This window comes from Falsihalocynthiibacter arcticus (assembly GCF_000812665.2).
Classification (GTDB): domain Bacteria; phylum Pseudomonadota; class Alphaproteobacteria; order Rhodobacterales; family Rhodobacteraceae; genus Falsihalocynthiibacter; species Falsihalocynthiibacter arcticus.
The window spans coordinates 2,343,687-2,363,917 of sequence record NZ_CP014327.1 but is presented as its reverse complement, the minus strand read 5'-3'; the positions used below and the strand labels follow the sequence as shown (position 1 = coordinate 2,363,917).

The following is a 20,231-nucleotide window of genomic DNA, read 5'->3' as shown; positions in this document are numbered from 1 at the left end:
TTTCAACGACACTTCATTTTTGTTTGCTTTGCAACGTGGCTGATCCGAGCGGATGCATAAGGCGATTTGCCCAGCAAAAAATCGCAATCGCGTGGATCAGGTCGCTTATCTCACTCGCTGACAATCCCGCCGCGCGCAAAGCTTCTATATGATCCGCCGTTGCCGAAATTGGGGTGGTCGAAAGCGCTTCAGCAAAGGCTAGTATTGCGGCATCCCGTTGTGAGAGCTTGTCACGGTTTCCGGTCCAAATCCAATAGATCACATCAGAGGATTTACATTCTGACGCATGCCGACCTGCATGAATAAAGGTACAGTATTTGCACCCGTTTACAAGGGACGCACCAAGGGCGCCAAGTTCACGGTCTGCCCGCGACAGGCCACCCTGAATATACATGATCGTATTAAACAATGTCGTCCGCGCGACATAGCTTTCAGGGTCATGCACCAAAGTGCGCACATAGTTCGAAACCTTGGTCGCCGAAGGGGTCACCTGCATGGCAATGAGTTGCTCGGGCGTGGCACTTGCGATCACGACGGGCTGGAGATGAGGGGTCCAGTCCAACGGTCGCGCCTTGATCCGAGGCGGTGCCATCATGTGAGGTCTTTCACGAGCGACAGGCCAAAGGAGATGCGCACGTCGAGACTAACAAACCCGACAAGTTCACAAAGCGCCACGATTTGAGGCTCTGTCAGGCCCGCATTGCGCAGGGTTTTCAGGTTAATTTTTCCGGCCTGTCCAGGATTGATCGCGATCAGGTCGGTGAAGGCCACAATGGCCGCGAGTTTTTGATCCACAGGCATGTCGCCTTTAGAAATCCGCCCAAGGTCACCGTCATCTTGATCGCTTGGGAAACCCTCAAAACTTGGGGCGGTCTTGCGCCATATCCGTTGTGCCAATGCGGCCCGCAATGCCGCGTCCAATCCCAAATCCTGCTCTGCGCTCAAAACAGAGGCACGACATTTTTCGACGCCGGTTAAAAACTCAACCCGGACGGCATCCTGATCTGACTCAGGACGATCAATCGGCGCCCACTCGTTAGATTGAGATTCAAGTGACATCAATTCGCTTTCTGACTGACAAAGCAACCGTTCGAGACCTATACAAGGAGCGCATGGTAAGCGCCAAAGCATACATCAGTGTAATAATGGGATTTTCATTATGTCAATATCGAATAGTAAATTCCGCGATATTCGCGCGATGGAAGCTTTCGTGGCCGTCGTAAGTAGCGGTTCAATGACGGCTGCTGCAAAAATTCTAGGCATCAGCCAACCCGCGGTAACACGCATGGTGCGCGATTTAGAAGCGTATGTCGGATTCGACCTTTTCCAACGTAACGGGCCGGTCATTTCCCCGACCGAGCAGGGTATGAAGTTTTATGATGAATCCCGACGGGTTATGGCCAATCTTGATCAGCTGAAAGACCGCGCCCAAGCGATACGTGATGACCGCATTGCGGCCGTCGATATTGTTGCCACTCCAACGATGGCTGCGGGGCTTGTGTCTCCGATTTTGGCGCGTCTCAGCGACGTTCTGCCCGATCTGGTGCATATCGAAACCACAAGTGCCGAACGGGTCGTCCATGCCATGCGTCAACGCACGGCTGACCTAGGGTTTTCCGCATTTCCCGTTGATCATGAGCGCCTCAAGTGTCTTGCGCAATTCGAATCATCACTCGTCGCCGTCGTTCAAAAGGGGAGTGTGTATGACACTGGTGAACCCTTACCACTTTCAGCATTCAATGACGCGCGCCTTGCAACCGTCGGCAATAGCTTCAGGGTTCGCAACCAGATCGACCGCGCATTTCAGGATCATAATATACGCGTGAAGGCAGAGATTTTGACCAATTCTTCGCTGAATGCGGTAATGGCGGCCAGCGCGGGCATCGGGATCGCGATCTGCGACCCGGTCACTGCATTTGGCGTACCAGTTCAAGGCATTTCTATCCGCCCTCTTGCCATTCAAATCAAATATAGCTGGGGCCTGTTTACCCCCCTAGAGTCAAACATACGGGATCACCTGACGCAATTGACCGAAGCTTTTACCGAAGTAAGTGAAGCCATCGTTGCTAAAGTCGAGAATTCAAAAACGTCGGCCAAAGCTACTCCAGAGAGTCTTTAAAACAGAGTTTCTCACGCTTAAACAAAATCTTAGACCGTGTGGATCGAAGCACAATCGGCCCTCACTTATGACATTTCTATACTTTTGTCACGAGTTGCTGCGGTGACACCGGCTAAGTCGGAAAAATACTTAGCCGCTCACAGCGACGTTCATTGGTATGAACTGCATTAGCTCTTCAATTGAATTGTTGGTCAAATCCCAATAACAAACTATATGCGACTTGAGCGAACGCTTTCGAAAACTTCAATCAGGCGGCACGATTGTGGCCGCGCCGAGCGTTATGGACCTGGGGCCGCATGCGGTCCACGAGATCATTAGCGATGTCGCTGCTTTTGACGTCGCCACTCCAGACAACGATCCCTACGGCGAGTGTGACTTTCACATCGTCACTTAGGACCGACAACGCATTATTTGAAAGACAGGCTATTACAATAGGGATTTGACTGAAAGCTCAAGCAACCCTGTTGGCCCTGACGCAGCGACACGGGTAATGACAGTGTTTCTGGAAAATGAGTATTAAGCCGCGATATCCTTCTTTTCCTTGATGACGCGTTTGGCTGTTTTCCGGCCATCATAATCCTCTTTGTTATTTAGATCAAGAATTGGATCTCCCCCGATCTGTAGGATAAAGCCGATCAGATACTCTGCCGGAACGTCGTTCTCATGGGCGTAGACAAGTTGCCTTGATGATTTTGACATTTGGTCTCGATTAATGAGGCGCTCGGCGATTTTCGTTGCGCAATAAGTGATAACACCAAAGGAAGGGGTTCGGGCTTGAGCGAGTTCACTCGCGGACTCAAATCGCCGCTCGGCATCCTCCGAATGCCCAGCCAACCTTACTTCCCAAGCTTCGATCATCTCCGCCCACGCGGCCGAAGCCTTTGTCGAGGCAATTTTTTCTGAATCTGTGTGCAAGCTCACCCAGACTGTTTGGCGAGGCTCTACGGACGAGAACCGCTGCGGAACGCGTTTTCGGATATAATAGGTGGTGTTGCGCAGGATCAGCTTCATTGCACGTGACTATCAGGGCCGCCCGGTTTCTACAAGAATTTGTGCAGCAATTGGCGCTTCAAATAGGTTTTCGTGTATGCAAAAATGCAAAAATCCCTTTTTTTCATATAGTTAGTTGAAAATTAAAGGAAGATTTCTGGCGGAGGAGCAGTCAGCCGCTTACGTCACTAAAATCTATATTACTCCATACAAAACAATAGGTTAAAAGGATCACCTCAAGACCTATGTGTAGCAAAATGTGTAGCCTTATTATTTACAGAAACTTGATCGCGTGCCCCTCTATTATCATGATCAATCTTTGGCAAAGTCAACATAGTTTGCGTTGCTTGCGGGAACTCAGATTGAACGGTGACGTCACTGTAATACTCGAGTTAGGCAAAAGGGTGTTTTCGACCAATTCGCAATAAGTGCGCCGTCCCAGTTTACAGCCATTTCGTTTGCTAAATAGTATGTGGGACCTAAGCGTTTATTCTTAAAGCTAAAGCCGTCTTTAATTGAACCTGCCGCAGTTTAGTTCCTACCTATTTCGAGCAATATCTACCGTGAAGGAGACATATTCCAGTATATCAATAAGTTGGAAGGCTGGAATATTTGCGCGACACGACCACTAAACGGCGGTACAGACGCATACAATGTATAGCGACGGCCGTCCAGTTGCTTGGGTTTAGTAAAGAACTTTCTAGAGAATATGGCTTGCCGGTTTCCATATTAAATTGTTCCTCCTATAATTCTCACGGCACGTTCAGGGGTTGTAAAATACGTTTTCCATTTGGCGCCAACTGTCTTCACCAGGTAACGGAAATTGCATCGGATCACATATTTTCAACCATTCTTGGTTGCGGGGGTCAACAGCAAGTCGGGCCATATCCTCATCGTAATTATCGCCGACATATTCATAAAAAGCGAACTCGTAGGTTTTACCGTCCGGCATCTCAGTCAGAAATATATTGAAATTTCGGATATTGGCTGCAGTCAATAAATCCCGCACACCCGAGCCATCGTGTAAATCCCTATACGCCTGAATACAGGTTGATTTCAGGCCAATAACTTGCCCGAATCTTTGAACAGTGGTTTTTTGCATTATAACCCCTTTCCACGATTATAGATCATTGATGGAGGGTGAATTTTTCAACTGTCTCAAATACAGATGAGGGCACCGATGGAGAAAGAAGCTTAACATTGCGCAGCATGCTACTCGCTTTTGCCGAACCAATAAGCACAGTGGCAACAAGATCAGATTGCAAAGGAAATTGAAGCGCGGCCTGAGCCAAATCTACATCGGAAACTTTCAAGGTCTCCTGGATAGACCCAACTTTTTGTAGGATATCTGAACTGGCAGGCTGATAGTCGAAGCAGGCGCCCTCTTTGGGGCCAACTGCCAATATTCCACTATTGAAAACGCCTCCAATAACAAGCGCAACATTGCGTTTCCGACACTCTGCCAAGAGAGCCAATTCGGCGCTTCGATCCAAGAGCGTGTATCGGCCAGCAAGTAAAATAACATCAATATCTGCCCGAGAAAGGACGTTCAGACAGGCAGATACCTGATTGATCCCCAGCCCAAAAGCACGAATATACCCCCGATCTTTTAATTCATTAAGCGCCCGAATGCCGCCGTCAAGAAAGTCCGTAAGATGATGATTATATTCCGCTTCGCTGAATCCACTTGGCTCAAGGTCATGGACATAGAGGATGTCGATACGATTAAGACCAAGCCGCGCGAGCGACATCTCGAACGATTTCATAATACCATCATAGGAATAGTCGAAATGCACCGCAAAAGGTAGAGGATCAACAAAGCCATAATCGGGAATATTTTCGTTAGACACGGGGGTAAGTAGCTTACCCACTTTCGTCGAAAGCACATACTCGGAGCGCCCTCGCAGAAAATCTCCGACCCGCCGCTCGGACCGCCCATGCCCATAAAATGGAGCAGTATCAAAGTAGCGTATGCCTGATGCCCAAGACACTTCCATCACGTCATGGGCCGCTTGCTGCGTCACCGGAGCATATAAATTCCCGATTGCTCCAGCTCCAAAGCTTAACTCCGTGAGTTCTAGTCCAGTTTTCCCTAATATTCTCCGCTTCATACTTCATCCTCTGTCGTATCAAGCCCTGCAATGAGCCCCCGTATCTCGGCCAACCCTTTAAGTCGCCCAATATAGGAGTAGCCCGGATTGGAAGCCCGCGTGGCATCCGTTGCCAACAGATGGCCGTGATCTGGGCGCATTGGGATTGTCACACCTGTTTGCCGCTCAGCATTTCTCAACGCGCGCACGACAGCAACCATTTCGTCCAAACGATGTAAATGTTCGGCCTCATGAAAACAGTTATTTCCTTCCAAATTGACCATGCGTAAATGGGCAAAATTCACTCTATGAGCGAACTCTTGAGCCATTGCGGTAAGGTCGTTCCCTTGTCGCGCGCCATATGAGCCTGTACAAAACGCTAAACCATTTTCAGGAACGTCGTAACTCCGAAGTATAAACCGAGCGTCTGCAGCACTCGACACAATTCGCGGCAAGCCGAATAACGCAAGCGGTGGATCATCAGGGTGGATAGCGAGTTTGACTCCGAATTCTTGTGCCACGGGAATGACCTCGCTTAGGAAATGCAAAAGATTGCTGCGCATATCGTTTTTTGTCATGCCGTTAAAGGAGGCGATCAAGTTGGAAATTGTGGGACGCGAAAGACCATCCGCGCCTCCGGGAAGTCCGGCTATGATATTATCTTCAAGAGCAAGTTGTGCAGCCTCGTTGAGGTTTTCAAATCGCACTTGGGCCGCGGCAACATCACTTGCTGCGTAATCGTCACAGGCGCTTTTTCGGGCCAAAATGAAAACATCATATGCAACGAAATCGATGTGATCATACCAAAGTGCGAACCCGCCGCTTGGCAATTTAAACATCAGATCTGTTCTGGTCCAATCGACAACTGGCATAAAGTTGTAGCAAACCGTGCGCACCCCTGACCGTCCAAGACGTGCCAGAGACATTTTCCATGCCTCAATTTCTGCGACTGCCGTCGCCCCGTCGCGTTTGATACTATCGGGAACTGGGATCGATTCACACACCGACCACTCCATGTCCGCCGATTGAATCATGCCTTGTCGTTCTGCGATGGCAGCTTGAGTCCAAGCGATTCCAGGCGCTTCATCATGAAGAGCAGTGACGATGCCCGTGGCGCCTGTTTGGCGAATTTCTTGCAACGAAATATTGTCTTGTGGACCAAACCACCGCCATGTTTCTTGCATCGTTATATGCCCCGAAAGTTGTGTTTATTGCCGTCAAAAATGCGTCGCAAGTTCAAGCGACATCCAGCCCATAGGCCCGAATAGCGTTGTTGCGCAAGATATCCTCCTGCTCATCGACAGAAAAATTAGAAATGCAATCCCGCACTAACTCCATGGTGTTCCCATAGGTAGATGCGAGTGTGCATACGGGCCAATCGGAACCAACCATGACGCGTTTGGTTCCAAACAATGTCAGCACGCGCTGCACGTAGGGTTCAATATCTTGGGGACGCCACGCCTGCCAATTAGACTCGGTTACGAGGCCAGAAAGCTTAATCCAAACATTCGTTTTCTGCGTTGCGAGCTGCGTAATCTGAGCATCCCATTCTGCATCCCAACCGTCACAAATGCGGGGTTTAGCAATATGATCCACAATAAATTTCATGTCAGGCAATGCTTTTACGCAAGAGACCGCCGCTGGAATTTCTCGGGCCCGAATAAGTAGATCGTAAACCAAACCACTCTTGGATAGCGCGTGTAAACCGTGTTGCACGTCGGGGCGCATCAGCCAATTTGCGTCATCTTCATCATGAACTTGGTGGCGAATTCCTTTGAGGAGCGACACTTCTGGATGCGCGTTGAGGCGGGCAAGTTGCATTGATACGTCGCCCGTCAAGTCCACCCACCCCACAACTCCTGCTATGAATTCACAGGTGCCAGCCAAGGTTAGAAAAGCTTCTGTTTCTTCCAAACTCGACCACGTTTGGACAAGCACAGTGTTGCTTACGCGAGCTTCTTCCAACAGAGGTTCTAGATCACCCGCTGTAAATTCGCGATTGATAGGATCGTGCGCTTTCGTCATCCACGAAAAATCTCCCACAGAGGGATTCCAAATATGATGATGGCTATCAATCGCAAGCATTCGAGGCTCCAAAATAGGATGTAAATGTATGGGTTTAACCTGCTAGTCGAATTGCAAGCCGCCATTGATATCAATGACTTCACCCGTGATAAAACCAGCTAACGGAGACGCAAGGAAGGCAACAGCATGCGCCACTTCTTCCGGCGCACAGAAACGACCAACGGGAATAGCTTTCAAAAGGTCGGCACGTTGCTCATCCGTGAGTTGCTCTGATACCATCGGCGACATGACATAGGCGGGCGCAATTGCATTTGCAGTGATGCCTTTTCCAGCGAATTCACGCGCAATCGAAAACGTCAAACCAGTGAGAGCGGCCTTGGATGTGGTATAGGCCGTCCCTGCTGTGAGGCCACCGCATTTCGCCGCATAAGAGGACATATTAATTATACGACCCCAGCCACGATCCACCATTCCAGGCAACAAAGTTTGCATCAAAACGAGCGCTGAGCCCACGTTAATCCGTTGCGTTCTATGCCACTCTTGCAAGTTTTGAGCCATCAGTTTTTGATTATTCAGAATACCCGCGTTATTGACGAGGATATCAACAGGTCCAACACTCTCTACTTGAGATGCGAGGGTCTCAAGGTTTTCCAGATCCGCGCAAATCGTTTGGGCGCCGAATTTATCTTTAAGCTGCTCCAACGGCCCTTTGGCAATATCCAGCGCAATTATCTCAACGCCATCTGCTGCAAGCCGTTGACAAATTGCGACACCAATTGAACCACCCGCACCAGTGACGAGGGCTCGTTTTCCTGTAATTTCCATGAAGGGATCCTATGTATTTAAGGCGGCCCCAGAGTCGAGAGAAAACTCCGGGGCCATTTGGGTTTTAGAGTTTTGGAGGCGACATCAGCGCTTGAATCGCTGGGTTCCCTTGCTGCAAGATTGCGACACCAGTATCGAGATCCGCAGTAGGAACGTGGCCCATTCCAGGATTGGAAAGGCTATCAAACTGAGTTGGATGCGCCGCAGACCACAGAGCCCAGAAGGACTGAACGCCCATCATGTAAGGATTCTGAGCTACAGTTGCTGCATATTCGCCTTCGTCAACACCAAGCAAGATTGGTGCGTCGATGGACCAAGCCAAAACGCCGACTTTGTTGTCGCCAGAGTCACGGCCAACATTGCGTGTCGCCGCAAGTGCGCCAGTTGCTGGGTTGCCGTGCGCACAGAAGATCACGTTGATTTCTGGATTTGCTTGAAGCATCGCTGTGTTTACAGATTCGGCTTTTTGCAAATCACCCTCGTCGTTCACTTCGGTAACAACTTTAGCGCCGGGAGCAACGGAGGCCATACCATCGATAAAGCCCTGCAAACGGTGGTTGATTGAGTCCAAGCCTGGGATCAAAGAAACGCCGACACGCGCGTCATCGCCGTAAGTTTCCCCAATGGCTTTACCCGCTGCAAAACCCGCGTTGTAGTTGTTGGTTCCCACAAACAACAGACGATCAGAGTTGGGGCTGTCGCTATCAAAAGTGAGGGTTGGAACACCTGCAGCCATCGCAGCATTAATTGCGCCAGTCAAAGTGTCCGCATCCCCAGCCGTAACAGCGATACCTTTAACACCCTTGGCAACGAGCTGGTCAACAGCACGCGCTTCGGCGGAGGCGTCCCAATCAGCTGGGCCTTGCAATTCGGTTGTCGCACCAACTGTGGCGGCGGCATCCTGAAAACCTGCATATGACCAGTTAAAGAACTCCGACCCTTTTAGGAAAACAACCATTCCGTAATGTTCGTTGTCCTGTGCGCTTGCAGCTGAGCCACAGGCCGCGCTAATAGCTAATGCCGCAATGGCAATTTTCTTTCTAAGACGCATATTTAATCCTCCGATGCGTTGGTTTTGGGAATATTCAGATCCAATTTCTTTTGTTTTGCTGATTGCAATTCTCGTTGGTTTCTCGCCGAAATGAACCGACTAAGAAGGACCGCCAACAAGAGCATGACGCCGTTTACAACGTCATACCAAAATGGGTTGATAGCTGAGGTCACGAAAGCATTGTGAACAACAGCTAGAAAGATCACACCAAGGACTGTTCCGACGATAGTGCCCGATCCGCCCATGATATCCGCGCCGCCAACAGCAACTGCTGCGATGGCTTTTAATTCCGACAAATTCCCGTGCCCCCAATGCGCCGCGCCATATTTAGCGGCGGCCATAACGCCCGCACAGCCGGCCAAAGTGGAGCAAAGCATATACATTGAGATTTTTACCCGATCTACATTCACACCAGAAAAACGTGCAGAACGTTCGGAGCCGCCGATGAAATAGATTTGACGGAAGTATCTGTGGTGCGCCAAGGCCAGCCCAAGGATGAGGGCTGCAATTCCAAAGAACCAAATCGGAATATCAACCCCAAACACACGCCCTTGGCCGAGATAAAGAAACTCTTCCGAAAAACCCGAAATGGAACGGCCATCGGTAATAGCCAAATTCACACCACGCAGCGTCAAAAGGGTTCCCAGCGTAATAATCAAGGGATGCACACGCAGAGTAACAATAAGAACCCCGTTGATCAGACCAACCATGCCGCATGCCATTACCGTCAGGATAACTGATGGGATCACCGGCAATCCTGCCTGAACCATCAATTTTCCGACCAGAATTTCAGCAAAAGCAAAGACAGAGGCCACGGAGAGATCAATACCACCCATGATAATCACAAAGGTCATGCCAAGGGCCATTATCCCCTCAAACACCATATTCATCGCCAAAACACGCAAATTTGCGCCGGTCAGCAGGTTACCGAAACTGAAGTGGAACCCAACCGCGATGAGCAGCGTAACAGAGATAAGACCAATGTACTGCACGGTCACTGGCCGCAGTTTTTTTCTTTCGTGGGACATTATTCAAGCCTCATTCGATTGCTGCAGCCATAACTTCTTCTTGGCGAAGTGAGCTGTTATGGTTGTCAAGAATTGTGGAAACACGGCCAGCGCGAAAAACAAGCACACGGTCTGCCATACCCAAGACTTCAGGCATCTCCGAAGATACCACGATTATGGCGGCACCTGTTTCAGCAAGATCTCTAAGTCTTTGGTGAATCAGGGCTTTAGCCCCTACATCGACCCCGCGTGTGGGTTCGTCCACAATCATTAGGACTGGATCGACCTCGAAGTATTTCGAGAGAAGAACCTTTTGCTGATTGCCCCCAGACAGATCAAGAACACGCGCATCTGGCCGCCGCGGCCTGATATCCATTTTCTCAATGAAGGTTTCTGCGGATTGCGCAATTTCTGTGCGGTTAGTCAGGCCAAATCTTCCTGACTTCTTTGACAGAGTTGAAACCGAAATATTTTGATCAATGGCGAAATTTAGGAACAAACCCGATTGCTTCCGATCTTCGGTAACATAGACAATCCCTTGCCGCATTGCGTCGGCGGGGTCTTTGATCTCAATCTCTTGACCATTCAATTCGAAGGTCCCCGCCAGTCGGGGATCGGCATTGATCAACGCGCGCATTGCTTCGGTCCGGCCAGAGCCCACAAGCCCTGCAACGCCCAATATTTCGCCGCGACGCACTTCAAAACTTACATCTGCCACTGTCCCAAAGGCCGCTAAACCACAGCATTTAAACAGCACATCGCCTGGTTTCGACGCTTTTGGAGGGAACAAATCGCCAAGGTGGCGACCGACCATCATCGAGATGATTTCTTCGGCGTCCGTCGCAATAATCTCGCGTGTACCTATAAATTGACCATCCCTGAGAACCGTGATGCGATCCGAAATTTCAAACAGCTCTGTCAACTTATGCGATATGAAAACGATCCCAAGCCCTTGATCCCTTAAGTCGCGCACAACTTGGAAAAGCTCCTGAATTTCCTTTTCCGAAAGCGAAGATGTTGGTTCGTCCATAAAGACATATTTGGCATTCAAAGAAACCGCCTTGGCCACCTCAACCAATTGCTGCATTCCAGTTGAAAGTGAGCCCGCCAGGTCATTTGGATTAATATCCACGCCCATTTGCGCGAAAATTTTTTGCGCCGCCTCGGTCATTGCGCGCCAGTCGTTTAGGCCGAATTTGTTCGTAATCTCACGCCGCAAAAACATATTTTCCGCAACTGTTGCATTGGGTACTAAACTCAGTTCCTGATGCACGACCGCGATTCCCGATCGCATTGCTTCCAACGGATGCCCAAAAGATTTCTCGACTTCGTCAACTTCAATTACGCCACTGTCCGCGCGGTGATTTCCAGAGAGGATGTTCACCAGTGTCGACTTCCCTGCCCCATTCTCACCAATAAGGGCATGCACTTCTCCGGGTCGCAGATTGAAGTCGACATTTGTCAATACGACATTGCCATTAAAGGACTTATAAATGCCTGTTGCGCTGAGCATTATTCGCTCCCTCCCCGAATTCGACGAATTGCGTCAACGGCCACGGCGATAATCAACACCGCGCCGACGGTGGCCTGTTGCCAGTTCGGGTCGCCGTTGAGCAAAATGAAGCCATTCCCGATCAAGGCAAGCAAGAGGACACCAAGGAAAGTACCAAGGATTGAACCCGTCCCACCAGAAAGGCTCGCACCACCAATGACCGCCGCTGCAAGAGCACGAAGTTCGGAACCGATACCATAGTTGGCGTATCCAATCTTATTGGCCGATGTCATCAGAACCGCCGCGATCCAGACGAAAAACGCTGACAAAAGGTAAGCCGTAAAAGTAACGCGCTCGACCCGAATACCAGAGAGTGCCGCCGCATCGGGGCTTTCTCCGATGAAAAAGAAAGAGCGCATCGGAGCCCATCGCCACAACAGGAACCCGAAGGAAATGGCGGTAATAAGCGTGACGAGAAGCGTGACAGGCACGCCGTAAGCCGAGCCACCAATCGGGATATCGATTTCGTAACGTGCAAACTTTGAAAACCAACGCGTGGCATGGGGGAAAGAGACGTATTGTCCGGTGGTCAGGACCGTCGCAATTCCCCGCGCGATTGTCATAGTTCCGAGAGTCACCAAGAATGGTAAAAGCCGACCCTTTACGACAAGGAAACCATTCACTGCGCCACAAAGTAGGGCGGACACTAGGCTGATTGCCAGAGCAATAGGAATAGGAACACCGTCGCGCAACAACATCGCCAGAACCACAGACGTAAGCGCAAGGACCGACCCTACGGACAAATCCAATCCGCGCACAATCAAAACAACAGTCATAGCCATCGCCAAGAGCACATCATAAGACATCAGCGTCAAAATGGCTTTGAAGTTAATCCAACTCAGAAAAGTATCCGGCCGCAGGAATCCAATTACAGCGATCACACCTAGATTAAGGGCGGCCAGCCAAAATTGGCGGCTCGAAAGCAACAAAGAGACAGCCCCCTCCGAGACTCGATTTCAGCCATGTCGGTCATTCTTATTTCCCCCTGCCCGCCTCGAAGGCGTGACGAATCTCCAGTTCTCGCCAACCGTAGTACTGGTATACCAGTTTATCAACACATTTTTTAACCTTTGATTTTTATTGATTTATCCCGTATAAACCAACATATCAGGCGGCTTCAGCACGTGTAACTGGCCCAAAACCGAAAGAGACGTCATGGCTCGTCCAAGAAAAAAAACCTTAGACGGCAAACCCTTGAGCAAAACGAACCTCGTTTTGCCTGAAAGGGCTTTGGACTTAATTGACAAAAGTAAGCCGCTCGCTTCGCAAGTTTATGGCGTCTTGAGATACTCAATTATCGAGATGTCCATCGAACCTGGAAAACTGATACCTGAGCGCGACGTCTGTGACCTTCTGGACGTTTCTCGCACACCGATTCGAGAAGCACTCTTGCGGCTTTCGGACGAAGGTTTGGTCCATATAATCCCAAATTCAGGGACTTACGTTTCAAAAATTGATCTCGATTCCGTGTTTGAGGGACAGCTTGTGCGCCGTGCTTTAGAACGTGAAACCGTGCGTATCGCCGCGCTCAGGATGACACAGGAAAGCAGATCACAACTAGATATCAGCATGTTCAGCCAACGACGCCTTGCGCAAGATCGCGACTTGGCTGCCTTTTACGAGGCGGATGAGGAATTTCATAAGCTAATTTGTCGAATTGGAACGTCCGACCGTGTTTGGCGGATTATTCATTCGGCAAAAGCACAACTTGATCGCGTGCGTCGCCTTGCATTCCCCTTGCCAAATCATATGGAAACAGTGCTCGAGGAACACGAAACAATTGTCGCCGCAATCGTAGCGGGCGATAGCACCTCCGCTGAACAAGCCATTGATCGGCACCTCAATAGAGTCGTAGAAACAGTCAAAGCTCTCGTCAACGGAAAACCCGAACTATTTTCGGATGAGGCCCTCACGGCAATTGAAAAATATTCAGTTTTATTCGCCGATAAAAACACGAGTCGGTGAGCCAAGCCACCCATGAATTATATTATGCCAATTTTACTCCTCACTAACCAAGATGACATCTCAATGTTTTTAGTCTCCCTCAATGTCGCAAAGTCGGAGACACATAATTTTGGCAGAAGTGGTTTTACCGCGCCATAGAACTTCTTTGGTGCCACATGGAAATGTGCGGTCGCAAGATCGGTGCCAAAATTGTATCAACGTCTTATTCGACTAGAACGCCCTATCGCGTTCAGCTTGCTAAAATGCCGTGCTCAAAGTCGTCTGCTACGCTGATGCTCCGCCCCCTAGGTGTTGATGGGTCTGTTTTCAACCATGACACGCTCAGGCGAACTCGCGGTTCGTGACATGGTAAGCTATTTGTCAGGCCTTCTAATTGGAAATGAGTTTCGTCAAGCACAGGACGGAGGGGTGTTCGGATCAGGGGATACCTACCAAAACTCGGCCCATCATCCTCTTGCACTTCGGGCCCATCACTGTCCTGCCCCCATTTAGTCAAGCGCACCACAAGACCGACAAAGCCGTTGATCAGCTTGCGGACTGGGGCGGAGACGTCATCGCGGCCATCGCCCCGCATGCGGGCGATGATATCGGGCCAGCGCGACAGAAAGAATTGGCCGTTTTCAACCACGGCCTCGCCGATTTCAACGGCTTCAAAAACCTCACTCATGGCCTCAACCGCTTCGGTCAACTCGGCCTCGCGGTGGGCAATGCTGGCTTCTTTGTCAGCGAGCTCTGCAGCTTTGTCCTCACGTGCCTTCCTGTCTGCAAGTTTAGTGCGGCGGATGACGGCATGCTTATTTGGTGAACACCCTATCAATCTCATGCATCAGCTTAAGTGTCTCAGCATTCACCCCAACTGGTGTGTAATAGATCGACGAAAGGCTGATCTTGAGCAACCTACACTGGCGCGTCATTCTCGTATCCATTCATTCGTGTTGGATACACTTAAGCACGCGGTCCAGCTTTGCCGGGCCACTTCACTCCGACCGAAACCTTCACTGAGGAACTAAGAAAACAGGGATAGAACAAATGTCGCGAACTAACTTGAGTTCACATTGCATCTACCCAAGGACCGTGAGGGCGGTCACGAGCAAGTGAATGAATGAATGAATGAATGAATGAATTTAGTTCATGCGCACAGTTAGTAAAATGAATTTGATTTATGAAGTAATTTCGGCGCTAATACATTTAAACAGCGAAAAGGAATGCTCCAATGACAACAGTACTTGATGTAAAAACAACAGAAATTTCAAGCGCCCAGTCGTTGGAACAGGATTTTTCGAAACTCACGGAAACTTTAGAATTCAAGCATCTACTCAAGACGATTGCAGAGAGACGCGGCGAGATCGAGCAAAAACGGCATGTGCCAAAAGACATTATCGCGCTCATGAAAAAAGCACGGATTTTCCGGTCTGCCACACCTACGCGGTTTGGTGGCGACGCGATGGCGCCCCATCACTTTCTGAAAATGGTTGATAAAATCGGCACAGTCGATGGCTCTGCGGCGTGGGTCTCGGCATTTGGCTCAGCAAACACATATACCGCCGCATTGCCCATCGAAGCCCAAGAAATTATGTATGCGAACGGACCCGATCAAGTTTTTGCTGGCGGGTTACATCCCGTCCAAAAGGCCACACGTGTTGAAGGCGGCTGGAATGTGTCTGGCCGTTGGAAATTCGCATCTGGTTGCATGGGGGCTGACTGGATTGGCGTCGGGATCGAAGGCGTTCCGCAGGGCGACGAGCCGAACGCTCCGCCCATCGTAATGATGGCTGTTGCGCCTGCCGACGAGGTAGAGATCATTGAATGTTGGGACGTTTCCGGCATGCAAGGCACAGGCAGCCACGACACCACAGTAACGGACAAATACTATTCTGACACTTGGATTTGTGAACGTGGCGCCCCTGGCCTATTTGACGAACCGCTCTACCGATATCCTGCAATGGCGTACCAAGCGCAAGTTCACGCAGCCTGTAACCTTGGTTTGGCACGTGCCGCAATTGAGCATGCAAAATCCGTGTCTAACGCAGCAAAGCTCATGGCCGGACATTCCCGCCTTTGTGACCGCGGATATTATTTAACTGGCGTCGCGGAGACAGAAGCAGCCCTGCGCGGTGCGCGCGCGTTTTTTTACGAAGCTGCCGAAGAAGCGTGGGACTATCTTCTTCAAGGAGACCCTGTGCCACTTGAACACATCAACTTGTTGCGATTGAGTGCCTCGAACGCTGCCAAGGTTGGCGCGCAAATTGTGCAAAAATGCTATACTATTTCTGGGATGGGCGTGATTGCTTCGGGGAACCCCATGCAACGCTATCTGCGCGATGCAATGGTTGTGACCCAACATGCCGCTGTGACCGATATGACGATTGAAAACGCAGGGCGGGTTTTAGCCGGTTTAGACGCCCCTCGCGGTTACCCCTGAGGTCAAAGAGCAACGATTGATTCTTTGCTACATTCTTTATGGGTTGGAAATCCTTCATGAGAAACTTCAACTCTAGCCACTTCGATCTCAATCTCATCAAAGTCTTTTTGGCGATTTGGGACATGCAAAGCCTGACGGGCGCCGGAGAACGCCTTGGCCTGACCCAGCCCGCAGTTAGCCATTCCTTGCGTCGATTGCGAGATCAATTTTCCGACCCCCTATTTCAACGCGTTGGAAATCAAATGATACCCACAGAAACGGCTACTCGGTTGCGTGGCCCATTTGAGACTGCGTTTGCCTTACTGGAACAAACGGTTCAGGACACGCATCGTTTTGTACCAGAAACGACGACACGCCGCTTTCGCATCGCGATGACAGACACCGGCGAGTTTTTCTCAATGCCACGCATTTTGGCAGCCTTGGAAAAAGCCGCACCGGAGGCCGGCATCACCTCCGTCCGCATTGACCCTTCGGAAACGGCGAGCGCATTGCGCAGTGGCCATGTAGATTTGGCCATCGGCTATCTTCCTGGAATTGACACGGCACAATGCCAAGGGCGTGTTCTGCTCAAGGATCATTTGGTTTGCCTGATGCGCGAAGGTCATCCCGCGCTAACGCAAGAGTGGTCCGAAGATAGTTTTTCGCGCTTATCCTTCGTGGATGTGAGCCGTGCAGCGACCGGATATCAAATGGCACAAGACAGCCTCAAGCAGCGCGGTTTGAGCATAAAAGCCAAAGCCCGTCTAGATCACTTTACCGTTGTGCCGGAAGTCGTGCGACAAACCGATTTTGTCGCGATTTTCCCGCATTCCATCTTTCTTCGTCTCGAAGGGCGAGGTGGCTTTTCTGCGCGCGATTTACCTTTCGAATTGCCATCCTATGACATCAAGCTTTGGGTGCATTCCAGTTTTTCCGAAGACCCAGCCTTGCTTTGGCTCCGAGAGCTCATCCACGCAGCCCTTCCTTCACCGGAGATCGCTTCACATGACAATTAGTACCGACTTATTCCGCCAAACCATGTCTCTTTTTCCTGGGGCTGTAACGCTTGTTACTGTGGGGCAAGGCGACAACCGGCGTGGTATCACGGCGACGGCTGTTTGCTCTGTAACTGACACCCCGCCAAGTCTTTTGGTCTGCGTCAACCGCGCGACCGACACCTGCGCAGAAATCACCCGCTTAAAAAGTTTTAGTGTGCAACTGCTTGACCATACCTCTGACGATATCGCCCTAGCCTTTGCGGGTGCAGGAGGGCTAAAGGGTGCGCAAAAATTTTCCGTTGGGGTGTGGGAAGAAACGGATCGAGGATTGCCGCAGCTCACCACCGCCGTTGCTTCAGTGTGTTGTGAACTGAGTTCTTACAGCGATATAGGAAGTCACAGGGTCTTCATCGGAGAAATTAAAAACTCTGCCCTCGAAGTTGGAGATGCCTTGATTTATGCGAGGGCACAGTTTGGGCGCGCACAGGCAACGGTTTAAAATCCGCAGCGAAGCGGGCGCGACTTAATCTAAAGCCGCCGCCGCCGCATCACTGGCCAGCGTAAGAAACTGTGCGTCCGACCCTTCGATCACAAAGGACAGGCGCGCAAGCCAGCGCTTGCTCGCGGCGCGATCCGCAGTAAAAATACCGACAGGTACATCCGCCGCTTGTGCCGCGGATACCAAGCGCTCGATCAAATCATCGAGGCTCTCGATGCAGGCTTGGGCTGCCGCATCGACACCAAGATCCCCCGGCCCGATAAAAACCAAATCAATCCCTTCAACAGCCAGAATTTCGTCTACATTTTTGACCGCCTGAAGAGTTTCAAGCTGAACGGCCACCAAGGTTTCTTTGCGCGCACGCTCAATCGACCCCCCTATGTCCCGTAGATACGAGGCAGCCCGCCCCGGCCCCGCTCCACGTGTGCCATGCGGAGCAAATCGAGCAGCGCTCACAGCCGCCTTTGCCTCACTCGCGTTCGAGACATGCGGCACAAGAACACCACAAGCACCCGCATCTAGTGCGGCCGAAATATTCTGTGGTAGATTGCTGCGCACACGGACAAGCGCCGGAATTCGGGCAAGATCAGCAGCGCGCACCATATTTGTCAAAAGCCCATCTGAAATTGGACTATGCTCCGTATCGATGCAGATAAAATCGGGCTTTGCCCCTGCTACGATTTCAACTGACATCGGCGTGGGAAGGGCCACAAATGGCCCGCGCAAAGGAACGCGTTTCGCAACAGCATTACGCAAATATGTCATGTTGTACCTTTTGTGTGAAAACTTTTGTGTGGATTGAGAATGCGTTTTGAGATGCCCGCCGGGCGCAGAGAAGACAGATAAGCCTGCATCACTCCGTAAATCCGTTTGCGACCCGCGCCTCAAACCGACACTCATCAGCCCCCATCGCGGCGCATGTTGTTTCAGTAACGCGTGTCGCCGCCCCAAAAATCATTTCTGAAACTGCCGTCAACATCCCAACAATAAGCGCACAAACCGGCACATCTGAATCGCCATATCCAGCGGCGAAGGGGGAATTCCGAACCGTCACACGGAGGCTCTTTTCTGTCAAAACCGTATCCCAATCCCCCCACCCCAACTGGCCCGAGGTTTCGCGGATCACGGCAAGAAGGGATTCTGATGCCCCTGCCCCCGCATCTTTATAGCTTTGTGCCGATTTTCCACCGTTTGTAAAAACCGAGCGGATCATCGCGTCAAACACCGCAGGGCGTTGCTCTGGCGGCATTTCTAACACGATCCCCATGACCGCTTCTGGCTTAATGAACATATAGCGCATATCGCCGTCGTAATACGTACCAGCCTTGGCATCATAAGAAAGTCTGTCGCGAAAACTCATTGATCTGTCCTTTTTGTAGAGCGGGCAAAGTGCCTACATCAGCGAGGGAATAAAGGTAGCCAAAGGGGGGAACATAATTACCAACCCGATCAGCAAGAAGACACATAGAATGTACGGCAGGGCCGCTTTTGCCACTTCGGGCAATGTCGTTCCTGGCGGGCTCACACCGTGCATCACAAAGAGCAGCAGCCCAAAAGGCGGTGTTGTGAAGGAAACTTCAAGCATCAAAAGCATGATTAATCCCCACCAGATCATGTCGAAATCCAACGACAGCGCCAGCGGAACAAAGAGCGGAAGCGTGATGAGCATCATCGACACCTGATCCATAAACATCCCGAGGACAAGCAGGATCAAGGCCATCACCAAGAGCGTTTCGGTCGGCCCCATTTCAAGCGAAGTTGCCCAGCGGACCATCCCGAGGATGCGCCGGAAAACGCCAAAAGCTGCGCAAATGTCGACGAGGCCGTGATCAAAAGGAACGTCATCCCCGTCACACGGGCAGCATCCGTGATTGCTGTGTTGACAGCTTTGAAATCAAGGGCCTTAAAGAGCAAAGCAAGGGCTGTAACGGCAACGATCCCAAGTGCGCCACTTTCTGTGGGCGTTGCAAATCCGGTCAGAATCGATCCCACAACCGCCATCATGATCACAACCATCGGCAGAATATCTCTGCAAAATATCTTGATGCGTTTGGACCGACTAACAGGCTCAAAGTCGTAAGACGGGGCGGCTTCGGGATCAATTTTTGCCTGAACAAAAATCAAAATTGAGTAGAATATCGCAAGAATTAAACCTGGAAGCAGGCCCGCAACAAGAAGGCCGCCAATATCAATCCCCGCCAGCGACCCAAAGAGAACCGCCAGTGTAGACGGCGGAATAATCACGGCCAAACCACCCGAGCCAAGGATGGGCCCAATCGCCATATGTTTCTTGTACCCGCGCTTCATCATCTCGGGCACCATCAATGTGCCGAGCATACCTGTGTTGGCCAGCGACGATCCAGACAGCGCAGCAAACACAGTCCCTGACGTGATGGTAAGATAGGACAGACGCGCCGGAAGGCGGCCTATCAAAACGTCGATCGCATCTAGAACACGGCGCGCGAGGCCAGAGTGGAAAAACAGCGATCCCATAACCAGAAAGAGCGGCACAGGTGCCAATGCATACGTCGACACCGCCATGGTCGCGTTGGAGATCATCTGATCAATCCCGCGCGCGCCGCCCATAAATAAAAACACGCCGATCACGTTAATCAAAAAGAATCCAAGCGCCACGGGCAAACCGATCCCCATCGAAAAGATCAGGCCGCCAATTAGGATCGCAATGGAAGTGGTCCAGTCCATCATATC

23 protein-coding genes are annotated in these 20,231 nt (G+C 50.7%); 6 read left to right on the top strand and 17 right to left on the bottom strand.

Annotated features, from left to right (window positions below; genetic code table 11):
* Positions 1–13: 13 nt before the first annotated feature.
* Positions 14–595 carry a peroxidase-related enzyme gene (locus RC74_RS11760; RefSeq protein ID WP_039001115.1) on the bottom strand — a complete coding sequence of 194 codons (582 nt, stop codon included), beginning with the start codon at positions 593–595 and terminating at the stop codon, positions 14–16.
* Positions 592–1,059 (bottom strand): hypothetical protein, encoded by a 468-nt coding sequence (locus RC74_RS11755; protein ID WP_039001116.1) that lies wholly within the window; start codon positions 1,057–1,059, stop codon positions 592–594. Before RC74_RS11755 ends, RC74_RS11760 begins: the two co-directional genes overlap by 4 nt.
* Before the next feature lie 100 nt (positions 1,060–1,159).
* On the opposite strand from RC74_RS11755, the gene RC74_RS11750 reads away from it, so the two are divergent.
* On the top strand, positions 1,160–2,119 hold the full coding sequence (locus RC74_RS11750; protein ID WP_052274688.1) for a LysR family transcriptional regulator: 960 nt from the start codon (positions 1,160–1,162) through the stop codon (positions 2,117–2,119).
* A 220-nt stretch (positions 2,120–2,339) separates the two neighbouring features.
* Entirely contained in the window at positions 2,340–2,513 is a 174-nt protein-coding gene (locus tag RC74_RS22195; RefSeq protein ID WP_156477459.1) for a DUF3768 domain-containing protein, read from the top strand.
* 122 nt (positions 2,514–2,635) lie between these two features.
* Here RC74_RS22195 and RC74_RS11745 read toward each other — a convergent pair whose 3' ends face one another.
* From RC74_RS11745 to RC74_RS11700, 10 genes are all read right to left on the bottom strand, one after another.
* Positions 2,636–3,130, bottom strand: coding sequence for a DUF6538 domain-containing protein (locus RC74_RS11745; protein WP_039001117.1), 495 nt, complete (start codon positions 3,128–3,130; stop codon positions 2,636–2,638).
* A gap of 742 nt (positions 3,131–3,872) precedes the next feature.
* Positions 3,873–4,211 carry an L-rhamnose mutarotase gene (locus tag RC74_RS11740; protein ID WP_039001118.1) on the bottom strand — a complete coding sequence of 113 codons (339 nt, stop codon included), beginning with the start codon at positions 4,209–4,211 and terminating at the stop codon, positions 3,873–3,875.
* Positions 4,212–4,236: 25 nt separating this feature from the next.
* The gene (locus RC74_RS11735) at positions 4,237–5,220 is read right to left on the bottom strand and encodes an aldo/keto reductase (protein WP_039001119.1); all 984 of its coding nucleotides are present in this window, start codon (positions 5,218–5,220) and stop codon (positions 4,237–4,239) included.
* Entirely contained in the window at positions 5,217–6,383 is a 1,167-nt protein-coding gene (gene uxuA, locus RC74_RS11730; protein WP_039001120.1) for a mannonate dehydratase, read from the bottom strand. Before uxuA ends, RC74_RS11735 begins: the two co-directional genes overlap by 4 nt.
* 52 nt (positions 6,384–6,435) lie before the next feature.
* Complete coding sequence (locus RC74_RS11725) at positions 6,436–7,224, bottom strand: amidohydrolase family protein (protein WP_236939915.1); 789 nt, start codon at positions 7,222–7,224, stop codon at positions 6,436–6,438.
* 102 nt (positions 7,225–7,326) lie between these two features.
* On the bottom strand, positions 7,327–8,049 hold the full coding sequence (locus RC74_RS11720; protein WP_039001122.1) for an SDR family NAD(P)-dependent oxidoreductase: 723 nt from the start codon (positions 8,047–8,049) through the stop codon (positions 7,327–7,329).
* 64 nt (positions 8,050–8,113) lie between these two features.
* Entirely contained in the window at positions 8,114–9,100 is a 987-nt protein-coding gene (locus RC74_RS11715) for a substrate-binding domain-containing protein (protein WP_052274689.1), read from the bottom strand.
* A 2-nt stretch (positions 9,101–9,102) separates the two neighbouring features.
* Entirely contained in the window at positions 9,103–10,128 is a 1,026-nt protein-coding gene (locus RC74_RS11710) for an ABC transporter permease (protein WP_039001123.1), read from the bottom strand.
* Positions 10,129–10,138: 10 nt separating this feature from the next.
* Positions 10,139–11,620 (bottom strand): sugar ABC transporter ATP-binding protein, encoded by a 1,482-nt coding sequence (locus RC74_RS11705; RefSeq protein ID WP_039001124.1) that lies wholly within the window; start codon positions 11,618–11,620, stop codon positions 10,139–10,141.
* Positions 11,620–12,588: an ABC transporter permease gene (locus RC74_RS11700; RefSeq protein ID WP_062628231.1), complete on the bottom strand. Its 969-nt coding sequence runs from the start codon at positions 12,586–12,588 to the stop codon at positions 11,620–11,622. Before RC74_RS11700 ends, RC74_RS11705 begins: the two co-directional genes overlap by 1 nt.
* A gap of 226 nt (positions 12,589–12,814) precedes the next feature.
* On the opposite strand from RC74_RS11700, the gene RC74_RS11695 reads away from it, so the two are divergent.
* Entirely contained in the window at positions 12,815–13,624 is an 810-nt protein-coding gene (locus RC74_RS11695; RefSeq protein WP_052274691.1) for a GntR family transcriptional regulator, read from the top strand.
* A gap of 229 nt (positions 13,625–13,853) precedes the next feature.
* Here the strand turns inward: RC74_RS11695 and RC74_RS11690 are convergent, their stop codons facing one another.
* Positions 13,854–14,447, bottom strand: coding sequence for a hypothetical protein (locus RC74_RS11690; protein ID WP_062628230.1), 594 nt, complete (start codon positions 14,445–14,447; stop codon positions 13,854–13,856).
* A gap of 390 nt (positions 14,448–14,837) precedes the next feature.
* Here RC74_RS11690 and RC74_RS11685 point away from each other — a divergent pair, with 390 nt between their 5' ends.
* Genes RC74_RS11685 through RC74_RS11675 form a run of 3 tightly spaced genes read left to right on the top strand, consistent with a single transcriptional unit; the run spans position 14,838 to position 17,522 of the window.
* Complete coding sequence (locus RC74_RS11685) at positions 14,838–16,046, top strand: acyl-CoA dehydrogenase family protein (protein WP_082802267.1); 1,209 nt, start codon at positions 14,838–14,840, stop codon at positions 16,044–16,046.
* A gap of 56 nt (positions 16,047–16,102) precedes the next feature.
* Positions 16,103–17,041, top strand: coding sequence for a LysR family transcriptional regulator (locus RC74_RS11680; protein WP_039001126.1), 939 nt, complete (start codon positions 16,103–16,105; stop codon positions 17,039–17,041).
* A complete protein-coding gene (locus RC74_RS11675; RefSeq protein WP_039001127.1) occupies positions 17,031–17,522 on the top strand; it encodes a flavin reductase family protein in 492 nt (163 codons plus the stop codon). The genes RC74_RS11680 and RC74_RS11675 overlap by 11 nt, the downstream gene beginning before the upstream one ends.
* Before the next feature lie 24 nt (positions 17,523–17,546).
* Here the strand turns inward: RC74_RS11675 and RC74_RS11670 are convergent, their stop codons facing one another.
* The 4 genes from RC74_RS11670 to RC74_RS11660 form a co-directional block, all read right to left on the bottom strand.
* Positions 17,547–18,287: an HpcH/HpaI aldolase family protein gene (locus RC74_RS11670; RefSeq protein ID WP_039001128.1), complete on the bottom strand. Its 741-nt coding sequence runs from the start codon at positions 18,285–18,287 to the stop codon at positions 17,547–17,549.
* 88 nt (positions 18,288–18,375) lie between these two features.
* Positions 18,376–18,882, bottom strand: coding sequence for a V4R domain-containing protein (locus RC74_RS11665; RefSeq protein WP_039001129.1), 507 nt, complete (start codon positions 18,880–18,882; stop codon positions 18,376–18,378).
* Between the two features lie 33 nt (positions 18,883–18,915).
* Positions 18,916–19,296: a TRAP transporter large permease subunit gene (locus RC74_RS23540; RefSeq protein ID WP_335339540.1), complete on the bottom strand. Its 381-nt coding sequence runs from the start codon at positions 19,294–19,296 to the stop codon at positions 18,916–18,918.
* Positions 19,242–20,228: a TRAP transporter large permease subunit gene (locus tag RC74_RS11660; protein WP_335339539.1), complete on the bottom strand. Its 987-nt coding sequence runs from the start codon at positions 20,226–20,228 to the stop codon at positions 19,242–19,244. Before RC74_RS11660 ends, RC74_RS23540 begins: the two co-directional genes overlap by 55 nt.
* Positions 20,229–20,231 lie beyond the last annotated feature (3 nt).